This is a genomic window from Pseudomonas sp. ML2-2023-3, from assembly GCF_037055275.1.
Lineage (GTDB): Bacteria > Pseudomonadota > Gammaproteobacteria > Pseudomonadales > Pseudomonadaceae > Aquipseudomonas.
In genome coordinates this window covers 1,309,500-1,332,747 of record NZ_CP146343.1, presented here as the reverse complement: position 1 = coordinate 1,332,747, position 23,248 = coordinate 1,309,500, and the positions used below count along the sequence as shown (strand labels likewise).

At 59.4% G+C, this 23,248-nt stretch carries 21 protein-coding genes and 1 pseudogene; 13 read left to right on the top strand and 9 right to left on the bottom strand.

Going from position 1 to position 23,248, the window contains the following annotated elements:
- Positions 1–66: 66 nt before the first annotated feature.
- Both nadD and V6P94_RS06160 read right to left on the bottom strand, forming a co-directional pair.
- Positions 67–789 (bottom strand): nicotinate-nucleotide adenylyltransferase, encoded by a 723-nt coding sequence (gene nadD / locus V6P94_RS06165; protein ID WP_257623002.1) that lies wholly within the window; start codon positions 787–789, stop codon positions 67–69.
- Positions 758–2,029, bottom strand: coding sequence for a glutamate-5-semialdehyde dehydrogenase (locus V6P94_RS06160; RefSeq protein WP_133077025.1), 1,272 nt, complete (start codon positions 2,027–2,029; stop codon positions 758–760). Before V6P94_RS06160 ends, nadD begins: the two co-directional genes overlap by 32 nt.
- Positions 2,030–2,205: 176 nt before the next feature.
- Between V6P94_RS06160 and V6P94_RS06155 the strand changes: the two genes are divergently transcribed.
- Complete coding sequence (locus V6P94_RS06155; protein ID WP_133077086.1) at positions 2,206–2,874, top strand: DNA-3-methyladenine glycosylase; 669 nt, start codon at positions 2,206–2,208, stop codon at positions 2,872–2,874.
- Between the two features lie 125 nt (positions 2,875–2,999).
- The gene (locus tag V6P94_RS06150) at positions 3,000–4,316 is read left to right on the top strand and encodes a bifunctional DedA family/phosphatase PAP2 family protein (RefSeq protein WP_338649116.1); all 1,317 of its coding nucleotides are present in this window, start codon (positions 3,000–3,002) and stop codon (positions 4,314–4,316) included.
- Between the two features lie 31 nt (positions 4,317–4,347).
- Here V6P94_RS06150 and V6P94_RS06145 read toward each other — a convergent pair whose 3' ends face one another.
- From V6P94_RS06145 to V6P94_RS06135, 3 genes are read right to left on the bottom strand one after another with little or no spacing between them, the layout of a single operon-like run.
- Positions 4,348–4,941 (bottom strand): LON peptidase substrate-binding domain-containing protein, encoded by a 594-nt coding sequence (locus V6P94_RS06145; RefSeq protein ID WP_133077027.1) that lies wholly within the window; start codon positions 4,939–4,941, stop codon positions 4,348–4,350.
- A gap of 10 nt (positions 4,942–4,951) precedes the next feature.
- Positions 4,952–5,668, bottom strand: a complete 717-nt coding sequence (locus V6P94_RS06140; protein WP_133077028.1) for an LrgB family protein — start codon at positions 5,666–5,668, stop codon at positions 4,952–4,954.
- A complete protein-coding gene (locus V6P94_RS06135; RefSeq protein WP_133077029.1) occupies positions 5,665–6,027 on the bottom strand; it encodes a CidA/LrgA family protein in 363 nt (120 codons plus the stop codon). Before V6P94_RS06135 ends, V6P94_RS06140 begins: the two co-directional genes overlap by 4 nt.
- 166 nt (positions 6,028–6,193) lie before the next feature.
- Between V6P94_RS06135 and V6P94_RS06130 the strand changes: the two genes are divergently transcribed.
- Together V6P94_RS06130 and V6P94_RS06125 are read left to right on the top strand one after the other, a co-directional pair.
- Entirely contained in the window at positions 6,194–7,876 is a 1,683-nt protein-coding gene (locus V6P94_RS06130) for a C13 family peptidase (RefSeq protein WP_133077030.1), read from the top strand.
- Positions 7,877–7,925: 49 nt separating this feature from the next.
- On the top strand, positions 7,926–8,567 hold the full coding sequence (locus tag V6P94_RS06125; RefSeq protein WP_133077031.1) for an oxidoreductase: 642 nt from the start codon (positions 7,926–7,928) through the stop codon (positions 8,565–8,567).
- Between the two features lie 15 nt (positions 8,568–8,582).
- Here V6P94_RS06125 and V6P94_RS06120 read toward each other — a convergent pair whose 3' ends face one another.
- From V6P94_RS06120 to V6P94_RS06105, 4 genes are all read right to left on the bottom strand, one after another.
- Positions 8,583–8,870 carry a YceK/YidQ family lipoprotein gene (locus V6P94_RS06120; RefSeq protein WP_338649112.1) on the bottom strand — a complete coding sequence of 96 codons (288 nt, stop codon included), beginning with the start codon at positions 8,868–8,870 and terminating at the stop codon, positions 8,583–8,585.
- Positions 8,863–9,492: a flavin prenyltransferase UbiX gene (ubiX, locus tag V6P94_RS06115; protein WP_133077033.1), complete on the bottom strand. Its 630-nt coding sequence runs from the start codon at positions 9,490–9,492 to the stop codon at positions 8,863–8,865. The genes V6P94_RS06120 and ubiX overlap by 8 nt, the downstream gene beginning before the upstream one ends.
- Positions 9,489–10,838 (bottom strand): UDP-N-acetylmuramate:L-alanyl-gamma-D-glutamyl-meso-diaminopimelate ligase, encoded by a 1,350-nt coding sequence (gene mpl, locus V6P94_RS06110; RefSeq protein ID WP_133077034.1) that lies wholly within the window; start codon positions 10,836–10,838, stop codon positions 9,489–9,491. Before mpl ends, ubiX begins: the two co-directional genes overlap by 4 nt.
- Positions 10,839–10,985: 147 nt before the next feature.
- Positions 10,986–12,872, bottom strand: a complete 1,887-nt coding sequence (locus V6P94_RS06105) for a sigma 54-interacting transcriptional regulator (RefSeq protein ID WP_133077035.1) — start codon at positions 12,870–12,872, stop codon at positions 10,986–10,988.
- 346 nt (positions 12,873–13,218) lie between these two features.
- Between V6P94_RS06105 and V6P94_RS06100 the strand changes: the two genes are divergently transcribed.
- The 9 genes and pseudogenes from V6P94_RS06100 (at position 13,219) to V6P94_RS06060 (ending at position 23,079) form a co-directional block, all read left to right on the top strand.
- Positions 13,219–14,739: an aldehyde dehydrogenase family protein gene (locus V6P94_RS06100; RefSeq protein ID WP_133077036.1), complete on the top strand. Its 1,521-nt coding sequence runs from the start codon at positions 13,219–13,221 to the stop codon at positions 14,737–14,739.
- Positions 14,740–14,926: 187 nt separating this feature from the next.
- Complete coding sequence (eat, locus tag V6P94_RS06095; RefSeq protein WP_326398556.1) at positions 14,927–16,372, top strand: ethanolamine permease; 1,446 nt, start codon at positions 14,927–14,929, stop codon at positions 16,370–16,372.
- Positions 16,373–16,424: 52 nt separating this feature from the next.
- Positions 16,425–17,825, top strand: a complete 1,401-nt coding sequence (locus V6P94_RS06090) for an ethanolamine ammonia-lyase subunit EutB (protein WP_133077038.1) — start codon at positions 16,425–16,427, stop codon at positions 17,823–17,825.
- A gap of 2 nt (positions 17,826–17,827) precedes the next feature.
- Positions 17,828–18,637, top strand: a complete 810-nt coding sequence (eutC, locus tag V6P94_RS06085; RefSeq protein ID WP_338649108.1) for an ethanolamine ammonia-lyase subunit EutC — start codon at positions 17,828–17,830, stop codon at positions 18,635–18,637.
- 310 nt (positions 18,638–18,947) lie between these two features.
- Entirely contained in the window at positions 18,948–19,601 is a 654-nt protein-coding gene (locus V6P94_RS06080; protein WP_133077040.1) for a DedA family protein, read from the top strand.
- Between the two features lie 16 nt (positions 19,602–19,617).
- Entirely contained in the window at positions 19,618–20,430 is an 813-nt protein-coding gene (locus tag V6P94_RS06075) for a zinc-dependent peptidase (RefSeq protein WP_133077041.1), read from the top strand.
- A 101-nt stretch (positions 20,431–20,531) separates the two neighbouring features.
- Positions 20,532–21,059 (top strand): inorganic diphosphatase, encoded by a 528-nt coding sequence (gene ppa / locus V6P94_RS06070; protein WP_016779241.1) that lies wholly within the window; start codon positions 20,532–20,534, stop codon positions 21,057–21,059.
- Between the two features lie 207 nt (positions 21,060–21,266).
- Positions 21,267–21,930, top strand: a pseudogene (locus V6P94_RS06065) (helix-turn-helix transcriptional regulator).
- Positions 21,931–22,515: 585 nt separating this feature from the next.
- Entirely contained in the window at positions 22,516–23,079 is a 564-nt protein-coding gene (locus tag V6P94_RS06060; protein WP_338649107.1) for a hypothetical protein, read from the top strand.
- Positions 23,080–23,248 lie beyond the last annotated feature (169 nt).

Below are 23,248 nucleotides of genomic sequence, written 5' to 3'. Positions count from 1 at the left end.
ACTCGTTTTGCTCGTATGTTCGGGTGTTTCAATACACGTCAATTCGCGCCTTGAAACACGCCCTTTTTAGTTCGACGCACGGTAAAGCCCGTGCGCATCGATGTAGGCCAGGACCGCGTCGGGCACCAGGTAACGTACCGACTTACCGCTGGCCAGCAGTTGACGGATCTGGGTGGCGGATACCGCGAGCGGCGTCTGCCAAACGAATGCAATCTGTCCGCTTGCCCCCTTCAGGGCCAGCGGGTCGCTTACCGAGCGCGCTGCCAGCAGGTTGCGCAAGGCATCCGGCGGTTCGCTGTCGGCATCCGGGCGCTGTAGCACCAGGATATGGCAATGCTGGAGCAACTCTTCCCAGCGATGCCACGTGGGCAGGCCGCAAAAAGCGTCCCAACCCAACAGTAAAAACAACTGGTCGTGCGCGGCCAACTCGGCCCGCATCAGTTCCAGCGTATCGATCGTGTAGGACGGTTTGTCCCGCTGCAGCTCCCGGGCGTCCACTACCAGCGTAGCCACTCCTGCGACAGCACACTCGACCATCGCCAAACGGTCATGAGCCGACACCTGGGGCGTATCGCGGTGAGGAGGCCTGGCATTGGGTGTCAGACGAAGCTCGTCGAGCTCCATCATTTCAGCCACTTCAAGTCCGCCACGCAAATGCCCGATATGCACCGGATCGAAGGTTCCACCCAGCACGCCTATGCGCAGGGGTAACGCTTCGATTTTCGGTGCCGGCCCTGACGCTTTAAGAGCGACCAAGTCAGACCGGCTCCTGACCGCGCAACTGGCCATCACCGACCACAATGTACTTCTCGCAGGTCAGACCTTCGAGACCGACCGGTCCGCGGGCGTGCAGCTTATCAGTAGAAATGCCAATCTCCGCACCCAATCCGTATTCAAATCCATCGGCAAAGCAGGTTGGTGTGTTGAGCATCACGGAACTGGAGTCCACTTCGGCCATAAAACGCCGGGCTTCGCCCTGATGTTCGGTCACGATCGAGTCGGTGTGGTGGGAGCCGTAGTGATTGATGTGTTCAATCGTCTGATCAAGCCCGTCGACAACACGAATCGACAAAATCGCGTCCAGGTACTCGGTGTTCCAGTCATCTTCAGTCGCCGCCACCACGTCGATCAGCGCCTGGGTGCGTTCGCAACCGCGCAGTTCGACGCCCTTGGCGCGAAATTGTTCAGCCATTGCCGGCAGAAAATCAGCAGCCACCGCCTGATCCACCAGCAGGGTTTCCATCGCCCCGCAAATGCCATAACGGTAGGTTTTGGCGTTGAACGCAATGCGTCGGGCCTTCTCCAGATCAGCATGGGCACTGACGTACACATGGCAAATCCCGTCCAGATGCTTGATCACCGGCACCCTGGCGTCACGGCTGACACGCTCGATCAGGCCTTTGCCACCCCGTGGCACGATCACGTCAACGTACTCGGGCATGGTGATCAATGCGCCCACTGCGGCGCGGTCGGTCACTTCAACCACTTGCACCACGGCTGGCGGCAGACCGGCCTCGGCCAGCCCTCGCTGAATGCAGACCGCAATGGCACGGTTGGAGTGAATGGCTTCGGAACCACCGCGCAAGATCGTCGCATTGCCTGACTTCAGGCACAGACTGGCGGCATCAATGGTCACGTTCGGACGCGACTCATAGATGATTCCGACTACACCCAGCGGCACGCGCATCTTGCCTACCTGAATACCCGAGGGGCGGTAGCTCATGTCGCGGATCGCGCCAATGGGGTCTGGCAGGCTGGCCACCTGACGCAAGCCGACAATCATGCTGTCGATGCGTGCAGGGGTCAGCGCCAGGCGCTCCAGCATGGCCGGCTCAAGGCCGTTGGCCCGGCCAGCGGCCAGGTCCAGTTCGTTGGCGGCAACAAGTTCCAGGCGAGCGGCATCCAGTGCAGCGGCAGCGCCGTGCAAGGCACGGTTTTTCTGCGCAGTGCTGGCACGGCCAATCACGCGGGAAGCTTCGCGAGCAGCGCGACCCAGTCGGGTCATGTAGTCAAGAACGGACTCAGTCATGGTCTCAAGGGTCTTGGCAGGGAGGAAAGCGGCCGATTATAGCGGTCCAACCGCCTTACGCACAGCGGTGGCAGGCGGATGGTCGAAATGGACTACAAATACACGGCGTTCAGCCCCGATTAAGCATGACTTGCTATTATCTGCCCCTTTTCAGCTATCCACTGACCGCCCTGAAAATGCCCATGATGCTGCCTGATGCCTTTTTCGACCGCGACGCCCAGCTTCTGGCTCGTGAACTGCTGGGCAAAGTCATCCGCCATCGGGTCAACGGCCTGTGGCTCAGTGCACGGATTATCGAAACCGAAGCCTATTACATGGCCGACAAGGGCAGCCACGCTTCGCTGGGGTACACCGAGAAACGCAAGGCGCTGTTTCTGGATGGCGGGCACATCTATATGTATTACGCCCGTGGCGGCGATTCTCTGAACTTTAGCGCCCACGGCCCCGGCAACGCGGTACTGATCAAATCGGCTTTCCCGTGGCTGGATGAACTGTCGGGCCCGGACAGCCTGGCGCAGATGCAACTCAACAACCCCGATGCCCAAGGCAACCCGCGCCCCGAGCAGAAACTCTGCGCCGGGCAAACCCTGCTGTGCAAAGCACTGGGCCTCAAAGTCCCCGTATGGGATGCAAAATGTTTCGACCCCGAACGTTTATGGGTCGATGACGTCAGAGAAAAACCTTCGCGGATCATCCAGACCACTCGCCTGGGCATACCCCACGGACGGGACGAGCATTTGATGTACCGCTTTGTTGACGCTGACTACGCCGGGCATTGCACCCGAAACCCCCTGCGCCGCGGTCAGGTCGAAGGACAGGATTATGTGATTGTGCAAAACCCGTAACCCCTGTTGCGGGAGCGGGCAAGCCCGGCTCCCACCGGCTCTACACGGGTTCACACATTGACCCGAGCCCGCTTCAAGACTGCTGCTCCCACAAGAAACCTGAAAGCGAATAAGGAAATTGAAACATGGGCCCGTGGCTCGAGAGCGTAACCGGCTGGCTGACAGCCAACCCGCAGTGGCTGGGCCTTGCGGTGTTTATTGTGGCGTGCGTGGAGTGCCTGGCGATTGCCGGGATCATCGTTCCCGGCACCGTGCTGTTGTTCGCCATTGCCGTGATGGCTGGCAGCGGCGCCCTGTCACTGGGCCAAACGTTGCTGTTGGGATTTCTCGGTGGGCTACTGGGTGACGCGGTGTCTTACGCCTTGGGCAGACGCTTCCACCAGAACATTCGACGCTTGCCACTCTTGCGCACCCACCCTGAGTGGATGAACGGTGCCGAGAGCTATTTCCATCGCTATGGCATTGTCAGCCTGTTGATTGGTCGTTTTATCGGCCCATTGCGCCCCATGTTGCCGATGGTGGCCGGGATGTGCGACATGCCGCTGCCTCGATTCATCGGCGTCAGCCTGCTGGCGGGTGCAGGCTGGGCGGTTGCGTATCTGCTGCCAGGCTGGGCAACCGGCGCAGCCATTCGCCTGCCGCTGCCCGAGGGCTTTTGGCCTCAGGCAGCCATCGTTGCTGTGGGGCTGGTTGCCCTGCTGGGCCTGAGCATCAATGCCAGCATCCGCCGCCAACCCAGGGCCACACTCCTGATCGGTGCGTTAAGCCTGACCCTGCTGCTGGCCGTTTTCATTGGCTACCCGAACATGACCGCTTTCGACCAGGGCATCACTGCGCTGGTACAAGAGCACCGTAGCAGCGCCATGGACACCGCGGCGGTACTGGTGACGCAAATCGGCAACTTCCGCACGCAGTTTTTAGCGGCGGCGCTGGTGTGCGTCATTCTGCTGTTTGCAAGGCAATGGCGGGCGATGTGGTTCTTTGGCGGGGTCACGCTGTTTACGGCCTTGGCCAATGCAGCGACCAAACACTTTTTCGCCCGGGTGCGCCCCGAAGTACTGGTCGACCCGTTGACCAGCTACAGCATGCCCAGCGGCCACAGTTCGGGGGCATTTGCGTTTTTTGTAGCCCTGGCGATTCTGGCCGGACGCAATCAGCCCCAGCGCATGCGCGTCACCTGGGTACTACTGGGGTGTTTGCTGGCAATTACCGTGGCGATGTCGCGGGTGTACCTGGGGGCTCACTGGCCAACCGATATCACCGCAGGCGCCCTGCTCGCCATCACCGTCAACGCACTTGCCCTGGCGTTGAGTCAGCGATTCATGCCGCTTGAGCCCGTGCCTCAGAAAATCTGGTGGCTGATCTTGCCATCGGTGACTGCGCTCTACGGCTTTTTCATGCTGGCCCACCTGTCCAAAGAGCTGCTGCGCTACGCCTATTGAACCGAGCACGGCATGACGCCCGCGAGGTGCTCTATAAATTGAACGCCTCGCCCTGGATCTCATCAAGCAACACTTGAATCCCGTCCAGACGCTGCTGCGGGTCATCGACCTGCAGCAGTTCGATCTTGTCCGCTTCGGCAAAAGGCAACAGGTACGCCAGTTGATTGGCCAATGACTGCTGCCCGGCCACTTCGGTATTCATGTTCAAAGCGGCGACCATCGGGTGCTCGGCCAGCGCCCTGAGCAAGGCCAGCAGATCCAGATCCTCGTCCTGAAGCGGTTGCTCGGGGATCTCGCTCAGCCACTCGACCTGTGCTACCAGCAACTGGTCGCGCTGCAACTCAGTGCTCAGCACCTCAAAGCGACGCCCGCCTTCAACCCGAATCCCCAGCAGCCCATTGTCCTGCTGCTGAAAGTCGCGGATCAGCGCTTCGCAGCCGATCCCGGCGATGTCCTGGGGCGCATCACCGACTTCTCGCCCCTCAAGGATGCACACCACGCCAAAGCCCGTGCCCTGCTTCATGCAGCGGGCAATCATGTCCAGATAGCGCGCTTCAAAAATCTGCAAATCCAGTACACAACCCGGAAACAGCACCGTCTTCAAAGGAAACAGCGGCAACGTCATACACTCACCCTTACACCACGAGGGTCACGGCCAACGGCAAGAAGACTGCCGTGGCAACGCCCATCAGACTCATCGCCAACGCCGCAAAAGCGCCGCATTCTTCACTCTCCTGCAACGCCACCGACGTGCCGACTGCATGCGCCGTCATGCCCAGCGCCATGCCACGGGCCTCCGGGCTATGAACCCCCAAAAGCTGTAGCAGGGCCGGCCCGCAAATTGCGCCTATCACCCCTGTAATCAATACAAACACTGCTGCCAGCGCGGCGACACCGCCAATCTGTTCAGCCACCAGCATGGCAATCGGCGAGGTGACCGATTTGGGCGCAAGGGTCATCAGCATCATGTGTTCGGCCCCGAACCACCAGGCCAGCCCCACCACCAGCCCGGTGGCGAACACACCGCCAATCATCAGCGTAGTAAAAATGGGCCAGAACAATTGACGAATTCGCCGCAGGTTCAAATACAACGGCACCGCCAGCGCCACCGTCGCAGGCCCCAGCAAGATACTCAGGATGTCCGTGCTTTTGCGGTACTCGGCATAGCTCAAGCCGCAACTGAGCAATACACCGATCACCAGCAGCATCGACGCCAGTACGGGCTGCAGGAAGAGCCAGCGGGTTTTTTCGTAGGCGGCAAGTACCAGTTGATAGGCACCCAAGGTGATGCCAATGCCAAACAGTGGATGGTGGATGACTGACTCCCAGGCGCCTTGCCATTGAACACTCATGGCCGCTCCTCGGGGTGGCTGTGACGCTTGAGCAGGCGCTGCATCAGCACCCCCACAAACCCCATCGAGATCAACAGCGACAGCACCAGCGCACCGACGATGGCCCAAAAGTCAGCGGCAATATCGGCGGCATACACCATGACGCCCACCGCGGGTGGCACCAGCAACAAGGGTAGATAACGCAACAGACTGCTGGCCGCCTCGCTCAATGGCTCGCCGACCTGACCCCGCACCATCAAAAAGCCCAGCAACAGCACAAGCCCAATAATGGGACCGGGCAACACAGGGACGAACAAGTGATTGAGCGCAGTGCCCAGCAATTGAAACAGCACCAGCCAAGTCAAGCCGCGTAACAACATCTCACCTCTCCAGCGATTTTTTTTGTGCCGCATTATAAGCACGTCCCGCCGACCAACGGCCCTGGCTTGCACCCTGGCATGCAATAACTGTCGATGTTTCATCCGGACCTATAGACAGTCCCCATTGCTACGGCATACTCGGTGGCTTAATTATCCGGATCCCGCTATGCGCCCATTTGCCCCCCTTGCTTTGACCCTGCTGCTGACGGCCTGCGGTGACGGTGAATCACTGTTACCGCCAGACGCACGCCTGCCCGATGGCGGGCGTTATCGTGGCGAAGTGGTCAACGGGTTGCTGCAAGGCCAGGGCCGCATCGACTACCCGAACGGCAGTTGGTACGCAGGGGATTTCAAAAATGGCCTGTGGCAAGGCCAGGGCGAATGGCACGCCAGCAATGGCGATGTGTATCGCGGCGGCTTTGAACAAGGGCTGTTTAGCGGCCAGGGTAGCCTGACCGCTCACGACAGCACCTATGTAGGCGGGTTCAAGCAGGGGCGGCGCGAGGGTGAAGGCACTCGCAAAGAGGCAGGCTTGAGCTATCGCGGCGAGTTCAAGGATGACCAGTTCTCCGGCAACGGCCAGCTTGAACTGGAAGACGGCAGCCAGTACAAAGGCCAGTTTGCCCACGGCAAGCCCCACGGCGAAGGGATGCGCAGCGATGCCAGCGGCAATGAATTTACCGGTCAGTTCGTCAATGGCGAGCTGGAAGGCAACGGCGTGTTCAACAGCGCAGACGGCGACCAGTACGAAGGCGCGTTCAAGCACAACCAGCTGAACGGCAAAGGCCGCTATGAAAATGCCGACGGTGACGTCTGGGTCGGGGAATTCAAGGACGGTGCACTGACCGGCAAGGGCGAACTGATCGGCATCGACGGCAGCCATTACCGCGGCATGTTCAACGAATGGCGCTTCAACGGCCCCGGCCATTTGAGCCTGCCCGACGCCAGCAGCTATGTGGGTGAGTTTGCCGCAGACACCTATCAGGGCCAGGGCACCCTGACCCTGGCCGATGGCACGGTGCAAAGCGGTTTCTGGCTCAACGGCCAGCGGGTACGCGATGCCAATGGCAAGGTCTTGCCCGATCCGCTGGAGCTGGGGCTACTCAACCAGGGCACGCTGCTCAACGAGGCACTGGCAGGCATTGCACCCTCAACACCGGCCATTGAGCTGTACAGCCTGGTGCTGGCAGGCGACGGCAAACAAAGCGTGTTCAAGCGCGAAGCCGACTACGTCAACGACATGCTCGCCAGCCGCTTTGGCAGCCGTGGCCAGATCACGTTGGTGAACCACCGCGACCACCTGCTCGATCGTCCCATGGCCACCCGCGAGAACCTGCACCGCGCAGCCCTTACCCTGGCCGAACGTACCGGGCCGGAAGACCTGATCTTTATTTACCTGACCAGCCACGGCACCCAGGAACACGAACTGGTACTGGATCAGCCCCGTCTGGAGCTGGCAGACCTGCCCGCCGACGACCTCGCGGCGGCACTGGCCCCACTGAAAAACCGCGACAAGATCATCGTGATTTCATCCTGCTATTCGGGCGGTTTTATCCCCGCACTCAAGGATGAAAAGACCCTGATCATGACCGCATCCAAGGCTGATCGCGTGTCCTTCGGCTGCTCGGAAGAAGCCGACTTCACTTACTTCGGCAATGCCTTGTTTGCCCAGGCGCTGAACCAGACAGACGATTTGCAAAAAGCCTTCAAGCTGGCCAAAGGCTATGTCGCCGAGCGCGAGGTGGCTGATGGCTACGAACCTTCTGAACCGCAGATCTGGGCGCCAAAAGGCGTTCTGAACCACTGGCAACGCTTGCGTCAGCAACAAGCAAAACAGGCTTTGCAGTAAGCAAATAACCCTGGAATGGCTACGCTGGTTGTATCAAGGGAGAAACACTATGCACTTGACGCCTTCACATATTCTGCTCGCAGGAGCCACCGGCCTTACGGGTGAGCTGTTGCTCGACCGCCTGCTCAATGAACCGACCATCACCCGAGTGCTTGCCCCTTCGCGCAAGCCTCTGGCAGCGCATCCGCACCTGGAAAACCCGGTAGGGGATCCAGCCGTATTCCTGCCCCAGCTGAGTGGGCGGGTCGATGTGGCCTTCTGCTGCCTGGGCACCACCATCAAACAGGCTGGCTCGGAAGCGGCATTCCGCGCAGTCGACCATGACATGGTGGTGGCTTTCGCCAAACGGGCACGGGAAATGGGCGCCCGGCACCTGATTGTGATCAGTGCCATTGGCGCCGATCCCAAATCTTCGGTGTTCTATAACCGGGTCAAAGGCGAGATGGAGCAATCGCTACGCGCCCAGAACTGGCCGCAACTGACCATCGCACGCCCTTCGCTGTTGCTCGGCGACCGCGTTGAACCGCGACTGGCGGAGCAGATCGCGGGGCCATTATCCAAACTGATTCCGGGCAAGTACCACGGCATCGAAGCATGCCAACTGGCCCGGGCCCTTTGGCGCCTGGCGCTGGAAGAGCAGGACGGCATACGGGTGATTGAGTCCGATGAACTGCGCAAGCTGGGCAAATAGCCAGCAACCCGTTCGCTACAAACCGCCGCTGGCCTGAAACCCGACACCCAGCACGGTCAGCACTGACAACGGCAACACCACCGTGTCGAGCAACGCACTGGCGGGCAGGTCCAGCCCGGGATATCGCGGAGCATCGGCGCCAAAGCGATCCTTGGCGCAACACCCTCCCTGCAACGCATACAGGTCAAGCCGGGTGCCCGAATAGACAATCGGAGCACCCGACTTGGCTGCGTTCAGCGTACGTACGCTGGCGCAACCACACACCAGAGCCGCCACCAGCAAGGCCAGCAGCGCCTTATTCATCGCCGCCCACATGGTGTTCACCCCAACGCGGGAGCATGTCCTGGGGGATATTGAGCAGGTTGAGAATGCGCGCCACCACAAAATCCACCAGATCATCGATGGTCTGTGGCTGATGATAAAAGCCGGGGGACGCTGGCATGATCACCGCGCCCATATTGGACAGCTTGAGCATGTTCTCCAGATGGATGCTGGAGTACGGCGCTTCACGGGGCACCAGAATCAACTGGCGGCGCTCCTTGAGGGTCACATCGGCCGCCCGCTCCACCAAGTTATTGCAGGCGCCAGTGGCAATCGCCGACAGCGTGCCGGTCGAACAGGGCACCACCACCATCGCTGCCGGAGCTCCCGACCCCGAAGCCACCGGCGACATCCAGTCTTCCTTGCCGTACACCCGAATCTGTCCGGCAGCAGCCCCGGTGTATTCAGTCAGGAACGCCTGCATCGCCTGCGGTTTGGCCGGCAGGCTGACGTCGGTTTCAGTGGCCATCACCAACTGCGCCGCCTTTGAGATCAGGAAGTGCACTTCGCGATCCTCTCGCACCAGGCAGTCGAGCAAGCGCAAGGCGTACTGCATGCCCGATGCGCCGGTGACGGCCAGGGTTATACGCTCCGGGCCGCTCATTGCAGCGCGTCCGCCAGCTTGCCATGCAGGCCGCCGAAGCCACCGTTGCTCATGATCACCACATGGGCGCCCGGCTTAACCTGAGCCTTGACCTCGGCAATGATGGCTTCCAGCGAATCGCACACCTTGGTCGGCACAGGACTCGACGCAACCGTCGCCGCCAGATCCCATCCCAGATTGGCCGGTGCGTACCAGACCACGTGATCGGCCTGCACCACACTTTGCGGCAGACCATCACGGTGGGCACCAAGCTTCATGGAATTGGAGCGCGGCTCAATCACGGCAATCAGCGGTGCATCACCGATGCGCTTGCGCAGGCCGTCGAGGGTGGTCGCAATCGCGGTCGGGTGGTGGGCAAAGTCGTCGTAGATGGTAATACCGTTAACTTCAGCGACTTTTTCCATACGGCGTTTCACGCTTTTGAAGGCACTCAAGCCATCAATTGCCAGGCTCGGCACAACGCCCACATGGCGTGCAGCAGCCAAGGTCGCCAAGGCATTGGCCACGTTGTGCTGGCCGGTCATGTCCCAGTCGACGGTGCCCTGCAGGACGCCGTCAAACAGCACCTCAAAACGCGAACCATCGTCACTGAGCAGGCGAGCTTGCCATTGGCCGCCCTCGCCCGTGGTTTGCACCGGCGTCCAGCAACCCATCTCGATCACACGCTGCAAGGCAGGCTCTGTGGTCGGATGGATCACCAGCCCTTCACTCGGAATGGTGCGCACCAAATGATGGAATTGACGCTCAATGGCCGGCAAGTCCGGGAAGATGTCGGCATGATCGAACTCAAGATTGTTCAGGATCGCCGTGCGCGGACGGTAGTGAACGAATTTCGAACGCTTGTCGAAAAACGCGCTGTCATATTCGTCGGCTTCCACCACAAAGAACGGGGTGTCACCCAAACGGGCCGACACGGCAAAGTTTTGCGGCACGCCACCAATCAGGAACCCCGGCGCCATACCCGCGTGTTCCAGGACCCAGGCCAGCATGCTGCTGGTGGTGGTTTTGCCGTGGGTGCCGGCCACGGCCAACACCCAGCGACCCTGCAGCACATGGTCGGCCAGCCATTGCGGGCCCGAGACATAGGGCAGGCCTTTGTTCAGCACATACTCCACTGCCGGGTTGCCCCGCGACAGCGCGTTGCCGATCACCACCACATCCGGAGCCGGATCGAGCTGAGACGGGTCATAGCCCTGAGTCAATTCGATACCTTGAGCCTGCAGCTGGGTGCTCATTGGCGGATAGACGTTAGCGTCAGAGCCGGTAACGTGATGGCCCAGTTCTTTGGCCAGAACCGCCAGCGAACCCATGAAAGTGCCGCAAATACCAAGAATATGAATGTGCATAGTCGACCTCGTAAATCATCGGCGAAGGGTAGCGCAGGGGGGTTCTTTTCGCACCTGATGATTCATGTGGGAGCGGGCTTGCTCGCGATGACATCACCGCGGTTTGCCAGGCAGACCACAGCTCCCACACACGTGAAGTCGCTCTGCTCAGCGCTCAATCCCATGCTTGCGCAGCTTTCTATAAAGGGTATTGCGGCTAACCCCCAGTTGCAGCGCCGTATGGGTCATGTGCCAGCGGTGCAGTTCGAGCGCCAGCAACAAGGCCTGCTTTTCGGCATCCTCAAGCGGGTGTTCACAAGGTTCGGGGACCCTGGACGGAGCCAGGCGAATAGTGGCAGGCAAGTCGCCGAACTGGATCACATCGTCGTCACACAAAGCCGCCAGGGTGCGCAGCACATTTCGCAATTGGCGCACGTTGCCCGGCCAGGCAAACGCCAGCAGCGCCTCGCGCGCGCCCTGGCTGATCCGCAACGGTTGCCCGCCCGACTCTTCTGCCAGCAAGAAGTCCAGCAACTGCGACTTGTCAGTGCGATCGCGCAACGCTGGCAGGCCGACTTCCAGCCCGTTGAGACGGTAGTACAAGTCCTCGCGAAAACTGCCGTCGGCCACCCGCTCCTGCAAGTTACGGTGAGTCGCGCTGATGATGCGCACGTTGACCTCCAGCGGTTCGCCCCCGATCGGCACCACCTGACGGTCCTCCAGCACTCTTAATAGACGGGTTTGCAGCGCTAGTGGCATATCGCCAATTTCGTCGAGGAACAAGGTGCCGCCATCGGCCTGCTGCAATTTGCCTTGCATGCCTTCCTTGCGGGCCCCGGTGAAGCTGCCGCCGCGATAACCGAACAGCTCGCTCTCGATCAGGCTCTCCGGAATCGACGCGCAATTGAGTGCCACGAAAGGCTGGCTGCTGCGCAAACTGGCCTGGTGCACGGCCTTGGCAAAGGCTTCCTTGCCGGAACCGGTTTCGCCGTTGATCAGCAGCGGCACATCCCGCTCAAACACCCGCAGCGCCCGGCGAAAATCGACCTGCAGGGCCTCATCCCCCAGACAAATCCCGCTTGGGCGCGCGCGAACGGGTTCAACGTGCACGGCGACCGGGGCAGTCCCTTGTCGCGGCTGGCCGCGCAGCGCCGCAAACAGTCGGCGACCATCGCGGGTGCGCAGCGGCCAACTGGTGCTCGCATGGGCAGTGGCCCGAGAAAAAAGCTCATCACGCTGGCAATCGAAAACACTTTCGACCACGTGCCCAAGCAGCCCCCCACGTACGTGGCCCAGCAAGTTCAAGGCACTTTGGTTAACCGCGCAAATAATCCCGTCACCATCAAACGCCAGCATGCCCTCACTGAACAGCCCGACGGACTCTGCCTGCAGGTGAAAGCGCAACAGCCACTGGTTTTCGAAATGCCCCAGGAAGTAGCTGTTCTCGATGATCTTGGCCGACAGGTTGACCAGCGCCATTGTATGAAACTGGCTCTGACGCGAAGCCTCATGCCGTGCCGAAGACACATCCAGCACCGCCAGCAACTCGCCCTGCGGATCAAACACAGGACTGGCCGAGCAGGTCAGCCCGGTGTGCCGACCGCGAAAGTGTTCGTCCTGGTGGATCGTCAGCGCCTGACGCTCCACCAGGCACGTGCCGATACCATTGGTGCCCTCCCGCGCCTCGCTCCAGTCAGCTCCCAGCCACAACCCGGCCTGCTCGAACACCTTGCGTTCGGAAGGCGCGGTGACACAGTTGAGAATCACGCCACGGGCATCGGTCAGCAACACTGCGTGCCCGGCACCGGAAAGCTGCTGATGCAGGCTGTTCATTTCGTGACCGGCAATTTTCAGCACCTGCTGCAACCGCTCGCGGCCTTCGAGAATGCGCCCTTGTTCAAGCACGGTCGGGGCAATGGTCTGCGCGGGATCGAGATGGTAGTCCTCCAGGCAACGTTGCCAGGAGCGAACGATAGACGGGTCACAGCCTTGAGGGCGGCCCTGGGTGACATCAATCACTTGCCGTGCGTGACGGCTCAAATCGGTACTGTGCATTTCTTATTGTTCTCCGCTCTGTCTCGGTGGTCTCCCGCTCGACGGAGGCAACTCGCCCTCAGCGACTACAGAGATCCAGTCCAAACCGAACATCCAGCATCCTCTCGCCTGCAGCCCTTTGCAATCACGAACTGACCCGCCGGTCATCGGTTGCGCCAAGAACGGTACATATTGTCACAGCTTCTGTGTCACAGCTGTCACAGCGGCCCTCCCCCAACCACCGACTAAAACCTGCAAAGCCCCGGCCTGCAAGGCTTTCACAAATATGGCCCAGCCCTTGCTCCTGCTTCTGCCAGCGCCACAGCGCGTCCTCCCATAAGCACAATAAAGCCAGGAGACACACCCCATGCGTTACGCACAACCCGGTACAGAAGGCTCGATCGTCTCGTTCAAGAGCCGCTACGGTAACTACATCGGCGGCGAATTCGTGGCGCCCGTCAAAGGCCAGTACTTCACTAACACCTCGCCTGTGAACGGCAAAGCCATCGCCGAATTCCCGCGTTCGACCGCAGAAGACATCGACAAAGCCCTCGACGCCGCCCATGCCGCTGCCGATGCATGGGGCGCGACCTCCGTGCAGGCGCGCTCTCTGGTACTGCTGAAAATCGCTGACCGTATCGAACAGAACCTCGAACTGCTGGCCGTGACCGAAACCTGGGACAACGGCAAAGCCGTGCGCGAAACCCTGAACGCCGACGTGCCCCTGGCCGCCGACCACTTCCGTTACTACGCCGGTTGCATCCGCGCCCAGGAAGGCAGTGCCGCCGAAATTGACGGCAATACCGTGGCCTACCACATCCACGAGCCGCTGGGTGTGGTCGGGCAGATCATCCCGTGGAACTTCCCGCTGCTGATGGCCGCCTGGAAGCTTGCGCCAGCACTGGCTGCCGGTAACTGCGTGGTGCTCAAACCCGCCGAACAAACTCCGCTGAGCATCACCGTGCTGATGGAACTGATCGGCGACCTGCTGCCACCGGGCGTGCTCAACGTGGTGCAAGGGTTCGGCAAAGAAGCGGGCGAAGCACTGGCCACCAGCAAGCGCATTGCCAAGATCGCCTTCACCGGCTCTACGCCAGTGGGCTCGCACATCATGAAATGTGCTGCCGAGAACATCATTCCGTCGACCGTTGAGCTGGGCGGCAAATCGCCGAACATCTTCTTCGAAGACATCATGCAGGCAGAGCCAACCTTCATTGAGAAAGCCGCTGAAGGCTTGGTGCTGGCGTTTTTCAACCAGGGGGAAGTCTGCACGTGTCCATCCCGGGCACTGATTCAAGAGTCGATCTACGACGACTTCATGAAAGTGGTGATGAAAAAGGTCGAATCGATCAAGCGTGGCGACCCGCTGGACACGGACACCATGGTCGGCGCCCAGGCGTCCGAACAGCAATTCGATAAAATCCTCTCCTACCTTGAAATCGCCAAGAAAGAAGGCGCGCAACTGCTGACCGGCGGTGCCGTGGCCAAGCTCGAAGGCGACCTGGCTACCGGCTATTACATCCAGCCGACCCTGCTCAAGGGCACCAACAAAATGCGTGTTTTCCAGGAAGAAATCTTTGGCCCGGTGGTCAGCATCACCACCTTCAAAGACGAAGCCGAAGCACTGGCGATTGCCAACGACACCGAGTTCGGCCTGGGTGCAGGCCTGTGGACCCGCGACATCAACCGCGCCTACCGCATGGGCCGCGCAATCAAGGCCGGTCGTGTGTGGACCAACTGCTATCACCTGTACCCGGCTCACGCCGCGTTCGGTGGTTACAAAAAATCCGGCGTTGGCCGTGAGACCCACAAAATGATGCTCGACCACTATCAGCAGACCAAAAACCTGCTGGTGAGCTACGACATCAACCCGCTGGGCTTCTTCTAACCCCCCCAATTCCTGTAGTCGCTGCCGCAGGCTGCGAAGGGTTGCACAGCAACCCGTTATCCGGAGCCTGCGCAGTCCAATCGCAGCCTTCGGCAGCGACTACAAGGGATGTGTCAGCTCCTGTGGCCCAGCTCTTGCTTTGCTCCCTGTCATATTTTCTCAAACTATAAAAGAACAGGTGAACCCCATGCCTAGCGAACCTACTCCCGCTTCGGCGGCATCCTCTGTCGACTTTGAAAAGGTCGGCAGCGAATATTTCCAACAACGAGAACTGAAAAAAGGCGCTGCCGGCTGGGTCCTGCTGGTGGGCCTGGGCGTGGCTTATGTGATTTCCGGCGACTATGCCGGCTGGAACTTTGGTCTGGCCCAAGGCGGCTGGGGCGGGATGTTTATCGCCACATTGCTGATGGCCACCATGTACTTGTGCATGTGCTTTTCGCTGGCTGAACTGTCTTCGATGATCCCCACCGCTGGCGGCGGCTACGGCTTCGCACGCAGCGCCTTCGGACCTTGGGGCGGGTTTCTGACCGGTACCGCGATCCTGATCGAATACGCCATCGCCCCCGCAGCCATTGCCGTGTTTATTGGCGCCTATTGCGAGTCGCTCTTCGGGATTGGCGGCTGGATGATCTATCTGGCGTTCTACATCATCTTTATCGGCATCCACATTTTCGGGGTCGGTGAAGCGCTCAAGCTGATGTTTATCATCACTGCCGTGGCCGCCATTGCCCTGGGGGTATTTCTGGTCGCGATGGTGCCGCACTTCAGCGTCGCCAACCTGCTGGATATCCCGGTCACCGAAGCCAAGGGCGCCAGTCCCTTCCTGCCGTTCGGTTATGTCGGCGTCTGGGCGGCGATTCCTTACGCGATCTGGTTTTTCCTCGCGGTCGAAGGCGTGCCGCTGGCTGCTGAAGAAACCAAAAACCCCAAGCGTGACCTGCCTCGCGGCCTGATCGGCGCCATGCTGGTACTGGCTACCTTCGCCCTGCTAATCCTGGTGATCGGCCCGGGTGGCGCGGGCGCGAACAGCTTGATGGCCTCGGGCAACCCGCTGGTTGAGGCACTGAGCAAGGCGTATGGCGGCTCCACCTGGATGGGCGGCTTTGTGAACCTGGTGGGCCTGGCCGGTTTGATCGCCAGCTTCTTCTCGATCATTTACGCCTACTCGCGTCAGATCTTCGCCTTGTCCCGCGCAGGCTACTTGCCGCGCAAACTGTCCGAAACCAACAAGAGCAAAGCCCCGGTACTGGCCTTGGTCATTCCCGGCATTATCGGTTTTGGCCTGTCGCTGACCGGTCAGGGCGACTTGCTGATTCTGGTGGCGGTGTTTGGTGCAACGATTTCTTACGTGCTGATGATGGCCGCGCACATCACCCTGCGCATTCGTCGCCCCAAAATGGAGCGCCCGTATCGTACGCCGGGCGGTATTTTCACTTCAGGCATCGCTTTGGTGCTCGCCTGCGTCGCGGTCGTTGCCGGTTTCCTGGTAGACCCACGGGTGGTGATTGGCGCTGCGGTGATCTATGGAGTATTAATTGCCTACTTCGCATTCTATAGCCGACATCACTTGGTGGCCGGTACGCCGGAAGAGGAATTCGCGGCTATTCAACAGGCTGAAAAAGCCCTGCACTAACCGCTGAGAAATCCGCCAGGCGCACTGCGCCTGGCGTCATGGAGCACCCTGAATGGCAACTTTCTCCCATGCGGTTGGCACCCAGACCTACCGTTTCGACAGCCTCAAAGACGTAATGGCCAAAGCCAGTCCGGCACGTTCCGGGGATTTTCTGGCAGGCGTGGCCGCACTCAACGACGGCGAACGCGTCGCCGCACAAATGGCGCTGGCTGATATCCCGCTCGCGTATTTCCTGCAAGAAGTGCTGATCCCTTACGAGTCCGACGAAGTCACCCGGCTGATTATCGACAGCCATGACCTGCAAGCCTTCTCTGCAGTGAGCCATCTGACCGTGGGCGGTTTTCGCGACTGGCTGCTCAGCGACGCGGCCGATGAACACAGCCTGCGTGCCCTGGCACCGGGCCTGACGCCCGAGATGGCCGCTGCCGTATCGAAGATCATGCGCGTGCAGGACCTGATCCTGGTGGCCCAAAAGATCCGGGTCGTTACCCGGTTTCGCGGCACCATGGGCCTGCGCGGCCGGCTTTCGACCCGCCTGCAGCCCAACCATCCCACCGACGATCCGGCGGGAATTGCCGCCAGCATTCTTGACGGGCTGCTGTACGGCAACGGCGACGCCATGATCGGCATCAACCCGGCCACCGACAGCATCGCCTCGATCTGCGACTTGCTGAACATGCTCGACGCGATCATCCAGCGCTATGAGATCCCCACCCAGTCTTGCGTGCTGACCCACGTCACCACGTCAATCGAGGCGATCAACCGCGGAGTGCCGCTGGATCTGGTGTTTCAGTCCATTGCAGGCACCGAAGCGGCCAACGCCAGTTTCGGCATCAACCTGAATGTTCTGCAGGAAGGCTATGAAGCGGGTTTAAGCCTCAATCGCGGCACGTTGGGCAACAACTTGATGTATTTCGAAACCGGCCAGGGCAGCGCGCTGTCAGCCAACGCCCATTTCGGCGTGGATCAACAGACCTGCGAGACGCGGGCCTACGCGGTTGCGCGGCATTTCAAGCCGTTTCTGGTCAATACCGTGGTCGGTTTTATCGGCCCCGAGTACCTGTACAACGGCAAGCAGATTATCCGGGCCGGTCTTGAGGACCACTTCTGCGGCAAGCTGCTGGGTGTGCCCATGGGCTGCGACATCTGCTACACCAACCACGCCGAAGCGGACCAGGATGATATGGACAACCTGCTGACGCTGCTGGGCGTGGCCGGGATCAACTTCATCATGGGCATTCCAGGGTCGGACGACATCATGCTCAACTATCAGACCACTTCCTTCCATGATGCGTTATATGCGCGCAAAACCCTGGGACTCAAGCCTGCACCCGAGTTTGAACAGTGGCTGAGCAAGGTCGGAATTTTCACTCAGGCTGACGGCCGGATTGAGTTCGGTCATCAATTGCCCCCCGCATTTCGCCAGGCGCTGGCTCACCTGGGAGGTCGCTAGACATGGCCAACACCCCGACCGACAGCCCAAACCCGTGGCTGGAACTGCGCCGACTGACCCCGGCGCGGATTGCCCTGGGCCGCACCGGTACCAGCATGCCGACCCAGGCCCAGCTCGATTTTCAGTTTGCTCACGCCCAGGCCCGCGATGCGGTGCATTTGCCGTTTGATCACCCGGGCTTGAGCGCGCAGTTGAGCGAGCGCGGGCGCGAAAGCCTGTTGCTGCACAGCGCCGCCATTGACCGCCACAGCTACCTGCAGCGACCGGACCTGGGGCGCAAGCTTAACAACGGTTCCGCACAGCAATTGCGCGACTACGCCCAGGCCAACCCGGGGGGGATCGATGTGGCAGTGGTGGTCGCCGATGGTTTGTCGGCACTGGCCGTTCATCGCCACACCCTGCCGTTTTTGGCGCGCATGGAAGAGCACACGGCGACCGAAGGCTGGTCACTGTCCCCCGTCATTTTGGTGGAGCAAGGCCGTGTGGCCGTGGCCGACGAAATTGGCGAACTGCTGGGGGCACGAATGGTGGTGATGCTGATCGGCGAACGCCCCGGCCTGAGCTCACCCGACAGCCTGGGGCTGTACTTCACCTACGAGCCCAAGATCGGCCTGACCGATGCGTATCGCAACTGCATATCCAATGTACGGCTCGAAGGCTTGAGCTATGGCATGGCCGCTCATCGGCTGGCCTACTTGATGCGCGAAGCCTGCCGTCGGCAATTGTCGGGGGTCAACTTGAAGGATGAGGCACAGGTACAGACCCTGGACGTGGACGCCCCCAGCGAAAATTTCCTGCTCAAGGGCGATTGAAACTCGCTCTGCTTGGCTGTGCTTGGTTGTGCTTGGTTGTGCTTGGCTGTGTAGTCGCTGCCGAGGAACGAAGGCCGCGAGCCTTGAATGCCTATGCCCACAACAGCTCGCAGCCTTCGTTCCTCGGCAGCGACTACAGGGTTTTGAACATCAATACACGCCTCGCTACAAACTCAATCTGCAGAATTCATCTCAATCCGTATAATCCAATTCTTTAAAAAAGTACGAAAAAACTACATTCGTTGTAGTTAACTACGCCTCCCTACCCGCACAGACCTGCAGAGCCGGGTCATCAACACAGGTGCTTTACATGGATTTCAACCCGATCGACATTATCCTGCACCTCGATGTGTACCTCGACATGCTGGTGAACAATTACGGGCCATGGATCTACGCCATCCTGTTTCTGGTGATTTTTTGCGAAACCGGCCTGGTGGTCATGCCGTTCCTGCCGGGTGATTCGCTGCTCTTTATCGCAGGCGCTGTAGCTGCAGGCGGCGGCATGGACCCTGTATTGCTCGGGGGCTTGCTGATGCTGGCTGCGATCCTGGGCGACAGCACCAACTACGTGATCGGACGAACGGCAGGGGAACGCTTGTTCAGTAACCCGGACTCGAAAATCTTCCGTCGCGACTACCTGGAAAAAACCCACGACTTCTACGAACGTCATGGCGGTAAAACCGTGACGATGGCGCGCTTCCTGCCGATTTTCCGTACCTTCGCCCCGTTTGTTGCCGGTGTGGCACGCATGTTCTACCCGCGTTTCTTCATGTTCAGCGTGTTTGGCACCATCTTGTGGGTCGGCGGCCTCGTGACCCTGGGTTACTTCTTCGGCAACGTACCTTTCATCAAGAAAAACCTGTCCCTGCTGGTAGTAGGCATCATCTTGCTGTCGCTGGTACCGATGATTATCGGCGTGATCCGCAGCCGCATGGGCCGCACTCCGGCAAAAGCCAAAGCCTGATCGGGACTCGCCTACCATGTGGTCTCTAACTGAATGGCGGCGCCAGCGGATTCTGGCGCAGCACCCGGTGGCATCCGATGTCTGGCACAGCGTGCGCCAGCGGTTGAGCATTCTCGACGGCCTGGATGACGAGCAGGACAAATGGCTGCGCGACAACAGCGTGCTGTTTCTGAAAGACAAGCACCTGACGCCGATGCCCGGTGTTGAACTGACTGAAGAAGGCCGGCTGCTGCTGGCCGCTCAGGCTCAATTGCCCCTGCTCAACTTGGGCGACCTGGACTGGTATCAGGGGTTTCACGAAATCGTGCTGTACCCCGACGACTTCATCAGCCCCCAGCGCCATCGTGACTCCAGCGGCGTAGAGCATGAATGGGAAGGCCATCACAGCGGTGAAGCCTGGGAACATGGCCCGGTGGTTCTGGCCTGGCCCGGGGTTCTGTCGAGCGGCGGCTGGGAAGGTTACAACCTGGTCATCCACGAACTGGCCCACAAACTGGACATGCTCAACGGCGCCGCAAATGGCATGCCGCCATTGCACAGCAGCATGCACGTCAGCGACTGGACCAAGGCCATGCAACAGGCCTACGACCACCTCAATCACTATCTTGATCACCACAACCCCGATCACGCACCGATCGACCCGTATGCAGCCGAAAACCCGGCGGAGTTCTTTGCGGTCACCAGCGAATACTTTTTCAGCGCGCCAGACCTGTTGAACCATGCTTACCCGCTGGTCTATCAACAACTGAGCCTGTTTTATCGCCAGGACACGCTTGCACGCCTCAAACAGCTGCAAAGCGAACACCCCGAATACCGCGCACAGCACTGATCGCCCAAGGGTGACGTCCTTATAGGAATACGCCTATAATCGCCGCCACTTTTTGGCCAAATCGGCCAACCAAACTGGCCTACTAACGGGGGCACCGCCCAATGAGCTACAGCAAGATTCCGGCTGGCAAAGACCTGCCGAATGACATCTACGTCGCTATCGAGATTCCGGCTAACCACGCGCCGATCAAATATGAAATCGACAAAGACAGCGATTGCCTGTTCGTTGACCGCTTCATGGCTACCCCGATGTTCTACCCGGCCAACTACGGCTTTATCCCGAACACCCTGGCCGACGACGGTGATCCGCTGGACGTGCTGGTTGTTACCCCTTACCCGGTAGCTCCAGGTTCGGTTATCCGTGCTCGCCCGGTTGGCATCCTGCACATGACTGACGACGGCGGCGGCGATGCCAAAGTTGTTGCAGTACCTCACGACAAGCTGTCCCAGCTGTACGTTGACGTGAAAGAGTACACCGACCTGCCACCTCTGCTGATTCAGCAAATCCAGCACTTCTTCGAGAACTACAAAGATCTCGAAAAAGGCAAATGGGTGAAGATCGAAGGTTGGGGCGATGCTGAAGCCGCCCGCGCCGAAATCACCAAATCGGTTGCTGCCTACAAAGGCTAAGCAACCCGTTAAAAAAACCTCGGCTCGCCGGGGTTTTTTTATGCCCGTATAAACGCAATGCAACAACCCGTTTACGGGATTTAAAAAGCCCAGCCAAGATTTGTAGGAAATTTCGCCGAAAGACTCGGAAAATTCTTGTTTTTATAGCGCTTTTTTGAACGTTTAGTTTATTTAAACAGCCGAGTCTTGCCCGTAGACTCTGTGTTCATGAATACATCCGGTGATCGCCTGAAAGCCCTCCTGCGGGAGTGCCATTTAACCGCTTCGGACTTCGCAGCCAATCGCCGAGCTGCTGTGCGTCCACAGCCGCTGGTTGCGTACCGGCGAAGGAAACAAGCATCCGGGGCTTGGCGACAGCCACGACGAAATGGCGCCCTTCCTGGCGCCGGAGCAGCACAAGCCTGCTGCCAGCCTCGAAGTTGAAGTGCCTTTCTACAGCGAAGCCCTGCACCCGGATGGCTCGGGCAGAACCCGAGTGATGCACATTCCTGGCTGTACCGTGCGATTGAGCTGCTCGGTTCTGGAGGCCATGGACGTCAGCCCCGACCACGCCCTGTGTGTTGCCATGATCGGCAACCACATGGCGCACAAGATCCAGGACGGCTCCACTGTCGCCATCGACCGCAGCCTGACCCACATCGTCGACGGCGAACTATATGCCCTCGAACAGGACGGCATGCTGCGAATCAAATACGTCTACCGCCTGCCCAACAATGGCCTGCGCTTGCGCAGCCACAACCCTCTGGAATCTGCGGACGAAGTGTTCAGCGCCGGCGAAGTTCAGGCGCAGCAGATACGCATATTGGGATGGGTATTTTGGTGGTCCACGCTCAACCGCCGCCCCCAAGTGCCATACACGCTGGAGGAATAACATTGAGGCGGGCTTTTAGTGGGAAAAGCACCTGAATCCCAGTATGATTCCCCGCACTTGCGCATCCCTCCTCGCTTCAGGCGAGCCGGAATGCAGGGCCAGACCGCAAAAAGCCGTCACGCCCCACACCCAGTCGCAACGCGCTGGATGTCCCGATTGAAGGCGAGTACGGCTTACCAAAAATAAGCCAAACCCGCCCCCGAGAAGCCGGCCACAAGCCGGCTTTTTAATGTCTGAAAGTCAGGCAAAACAAGGGCCGTGTACGAAACGCCATCTTTGACCCACACTTTGACCCACACCAAAGCTTTGGGTTAACTGCTTCGTCGATTCGATTTCTGTGACACAGACGACCAGGGCCACCTTATGCTCTAGTGCGTAATTGCATCACAGCTTGACCACCAATGCATTCGTTTGGACCACATGCATGTATGCGGCCGAACAGCAAACGCTATAGTAACGAACAGCCTCGCTCGACCCGAAGCTGCACCTTGCCAGGTAGAAGTCGGCCAAAGGAATTAACACCAAAGATGGCCGTCATCAGCTCCATCTCATTTTCCATTAACTATTTATCACTACTGAACAGCCATGACTGAGCGCTATATCGAGTTTCTTGTTGACTCAACCGGCAAATCGCCTCGCAACCTCAAAGACGCCATCCGTCGTGTACTCAATGCATCAGCGGGATTCAAGCAAAGCTGGTTAGTCGGCGATAAGCAAGAAGCTTACGAAACCAGCCAAGAAGCATTCGAAAACCTTGACTACATACAAAACGAGTTATTAAGGCAGCGTGATGTGTTGAGAGGTGATAAGGCTTCGTGGCCAACATCGCCGTTTAATGCCGCCCTTGCCAACCCCGTCGGATATTTGCTCAAGAATGTCACCCCTACTGATCGAACTTGGTTTATAGGGTTACCCCAAGGACAAGGCGCGATGCCATCTAGCACTGCGCCAATCGCACTTACACTTGAACAGGCATTAAATAAACTCAAACACCGAGACACGATAGCACTCAACTTTTCTTTACCTTCGTCCGGTAGTCACATCTTTTATCTATTTACCAACGCCGGCATGGGGCAGCCAGACTCCATTTCTGAAATTGATGTTGTGAGTTTCTGTTCCGCTTGCAAGTTTGCTGCGCAGCACATTTGACACCCAACTTCTCGGTCAGCCGGGCCGCCTGCGCTTCGAGCTCCGGCGGCCGGGTACCTCTCCACTATTATTTTGGGTCGATTACTGCCCTTCACGACAGGCAGCACGACAAGAGAACAGCGGTCAGGTGCCTACGAATTCAGCAACGATTTAGATTGAGCTCAAGCCT

Bases quoted from the DNA above. Each gene is read 5' to 3' on its own strand.
- eutC (WP_338649108.1), top strand. From the start codon at position 17,828: ATGGCCAACACCCCGACCGACAGCCCAAACCCGTGGCTGGAACTGCGC.
- V6P94_RS06100 (WP_133077036.1), top strand. From the start codon at position 13,219: ATGCGTTACGCACAACCCGGTACAGAAGGCTCGATCGTCTCGTTCAAG.
- V6P94_RS06155 (WP_133077086.1), top strand. From the start codon at position 2,206: ATGCCCATGATGCTGCCTGATGCCTTTTTCGACCGCGACGCCCAGCTT.
- V6P94_RS06105 (WP_133077035.1), bottom strand. From the start codon at position 12,872: ATGCACAGTACCGATTTGAGCCGTCACGCACGGCAAGTGATTGATGTC.
- V6P94_RS06120 (WP_338649112.1), bottom strand. From the start codon at position 8,870: ATGAATAAGGCGCTGCTGGCCTTGCTGGTGGCGGCTCTGGTGTGTGGT.
- V6P94_RS06080 (WP_133077040.1), top strand. From the start codon at position 18,948: ATGGATTTCAACCCGATCGACATTATCCTGCACCTCGATGTGTACCTC.
- V6P94_RS06060 (WP_338649107.1), top strand. From the start codon at position 22,516: ATGACTGAGCGCTATATCGAGTTTCTTGTTGACTCAACCGGCAAATCG.
- nadD (WP_257623002.1), bottom strand. From the start codon at position 789: ATGGCCAGTTGCGCGGTCAGGAGCCGGTCTGACTTGGTCGCTCTTAAA.
- V6P94_RS06160 (WP_133077025.1), bottom strand. From the start codon at position 2,029: ATGACTGAGTCCGTTCTTGACTACATGACCCGACTGGGTCGCGCTGCT.
- mpl (WP_133077034.1), bottom strand. From the start codon at position 10,838: ATGCACATTCATATTCTTGGTATTTGCGGCACTTTCATGGGTTCGCTG.
- eat (WP_326398556.1), top strand. From the start codon at position 14,927: ATGCCTAGCGAACCTACTCCCGCTTCGGCGGCATCCTCTGTCGACTTT.
- V6P94_RS06090 (WP_133077038.1), top strand. From the start codon at position 16,425: ATGGCAACTTTCTCCCATGCGGTTGGCACCCAGACCTACCGTTTCGAC.
- V6P94_RS06145 (WP_133077027.1), bottom strand. From the start codon at position 4,941: ATGACGTTGCCGCTGTTTCCTTTGAAGACGGTGCTGTTTCCGGGTTGT.
- ubiX (WP_133077033.1), bottom strand. From the start codon at position 9,492: ATGAGCGGCCCGGAGCGTATAACCCTGGCCGTCACCGGCGCATCGGGC.
- V6P94_RS06130 (WP_133077030.1), top strand. From the start codon at position 6,194: ATGCGCCCATTTGCCCCCCTTGCTTTGACCCTGCTGCTGACGGCCTGC.
- V6P94_RS06135 (WP_133077029.1), bottom strand. From the start codon at position 6,027: ATGTTGTTACGCGGCTTGACTTGGCTGGTGCTGTTTCAATTGCTGGGC.
- V6P94_RS06150 (WP_338649116.1), top strand. From the start codon at position 3,000: ATGGGCCCGTGGCTCGAGAGCGTAACCGGCTGGCTGACAGCCAACCCG.
- V6P94_RS06140 (WP_133077028.1), bottom strand. From the start codon at position 5,668: ATGAGTGTTCAATGGCAAGGCGCCTGGGAGTCAGTCATCCACCATCCA.
- V6P94_RS06075 (WP_133077041.1), top strand. From the start codon at position 19,618: ATGTGGTCTCTAACTGAATGGCGGCGCCAGCGGATTCTGGCGCAGCAC.
- V6P94_RS06125 (WP_133077031.1), top strand. From the start codon at position 7,926: ATGCACTTGACGCCTTCACATATTCTGCTCGCAGGAGCCACCGGCCTT.
- ppa (WP_016779241.1), top strand. From the start codon at position 20,532: ATGAGCTACAGCAAGATTCCGGCTGGCAAAGACCTGCCGAATGACATC.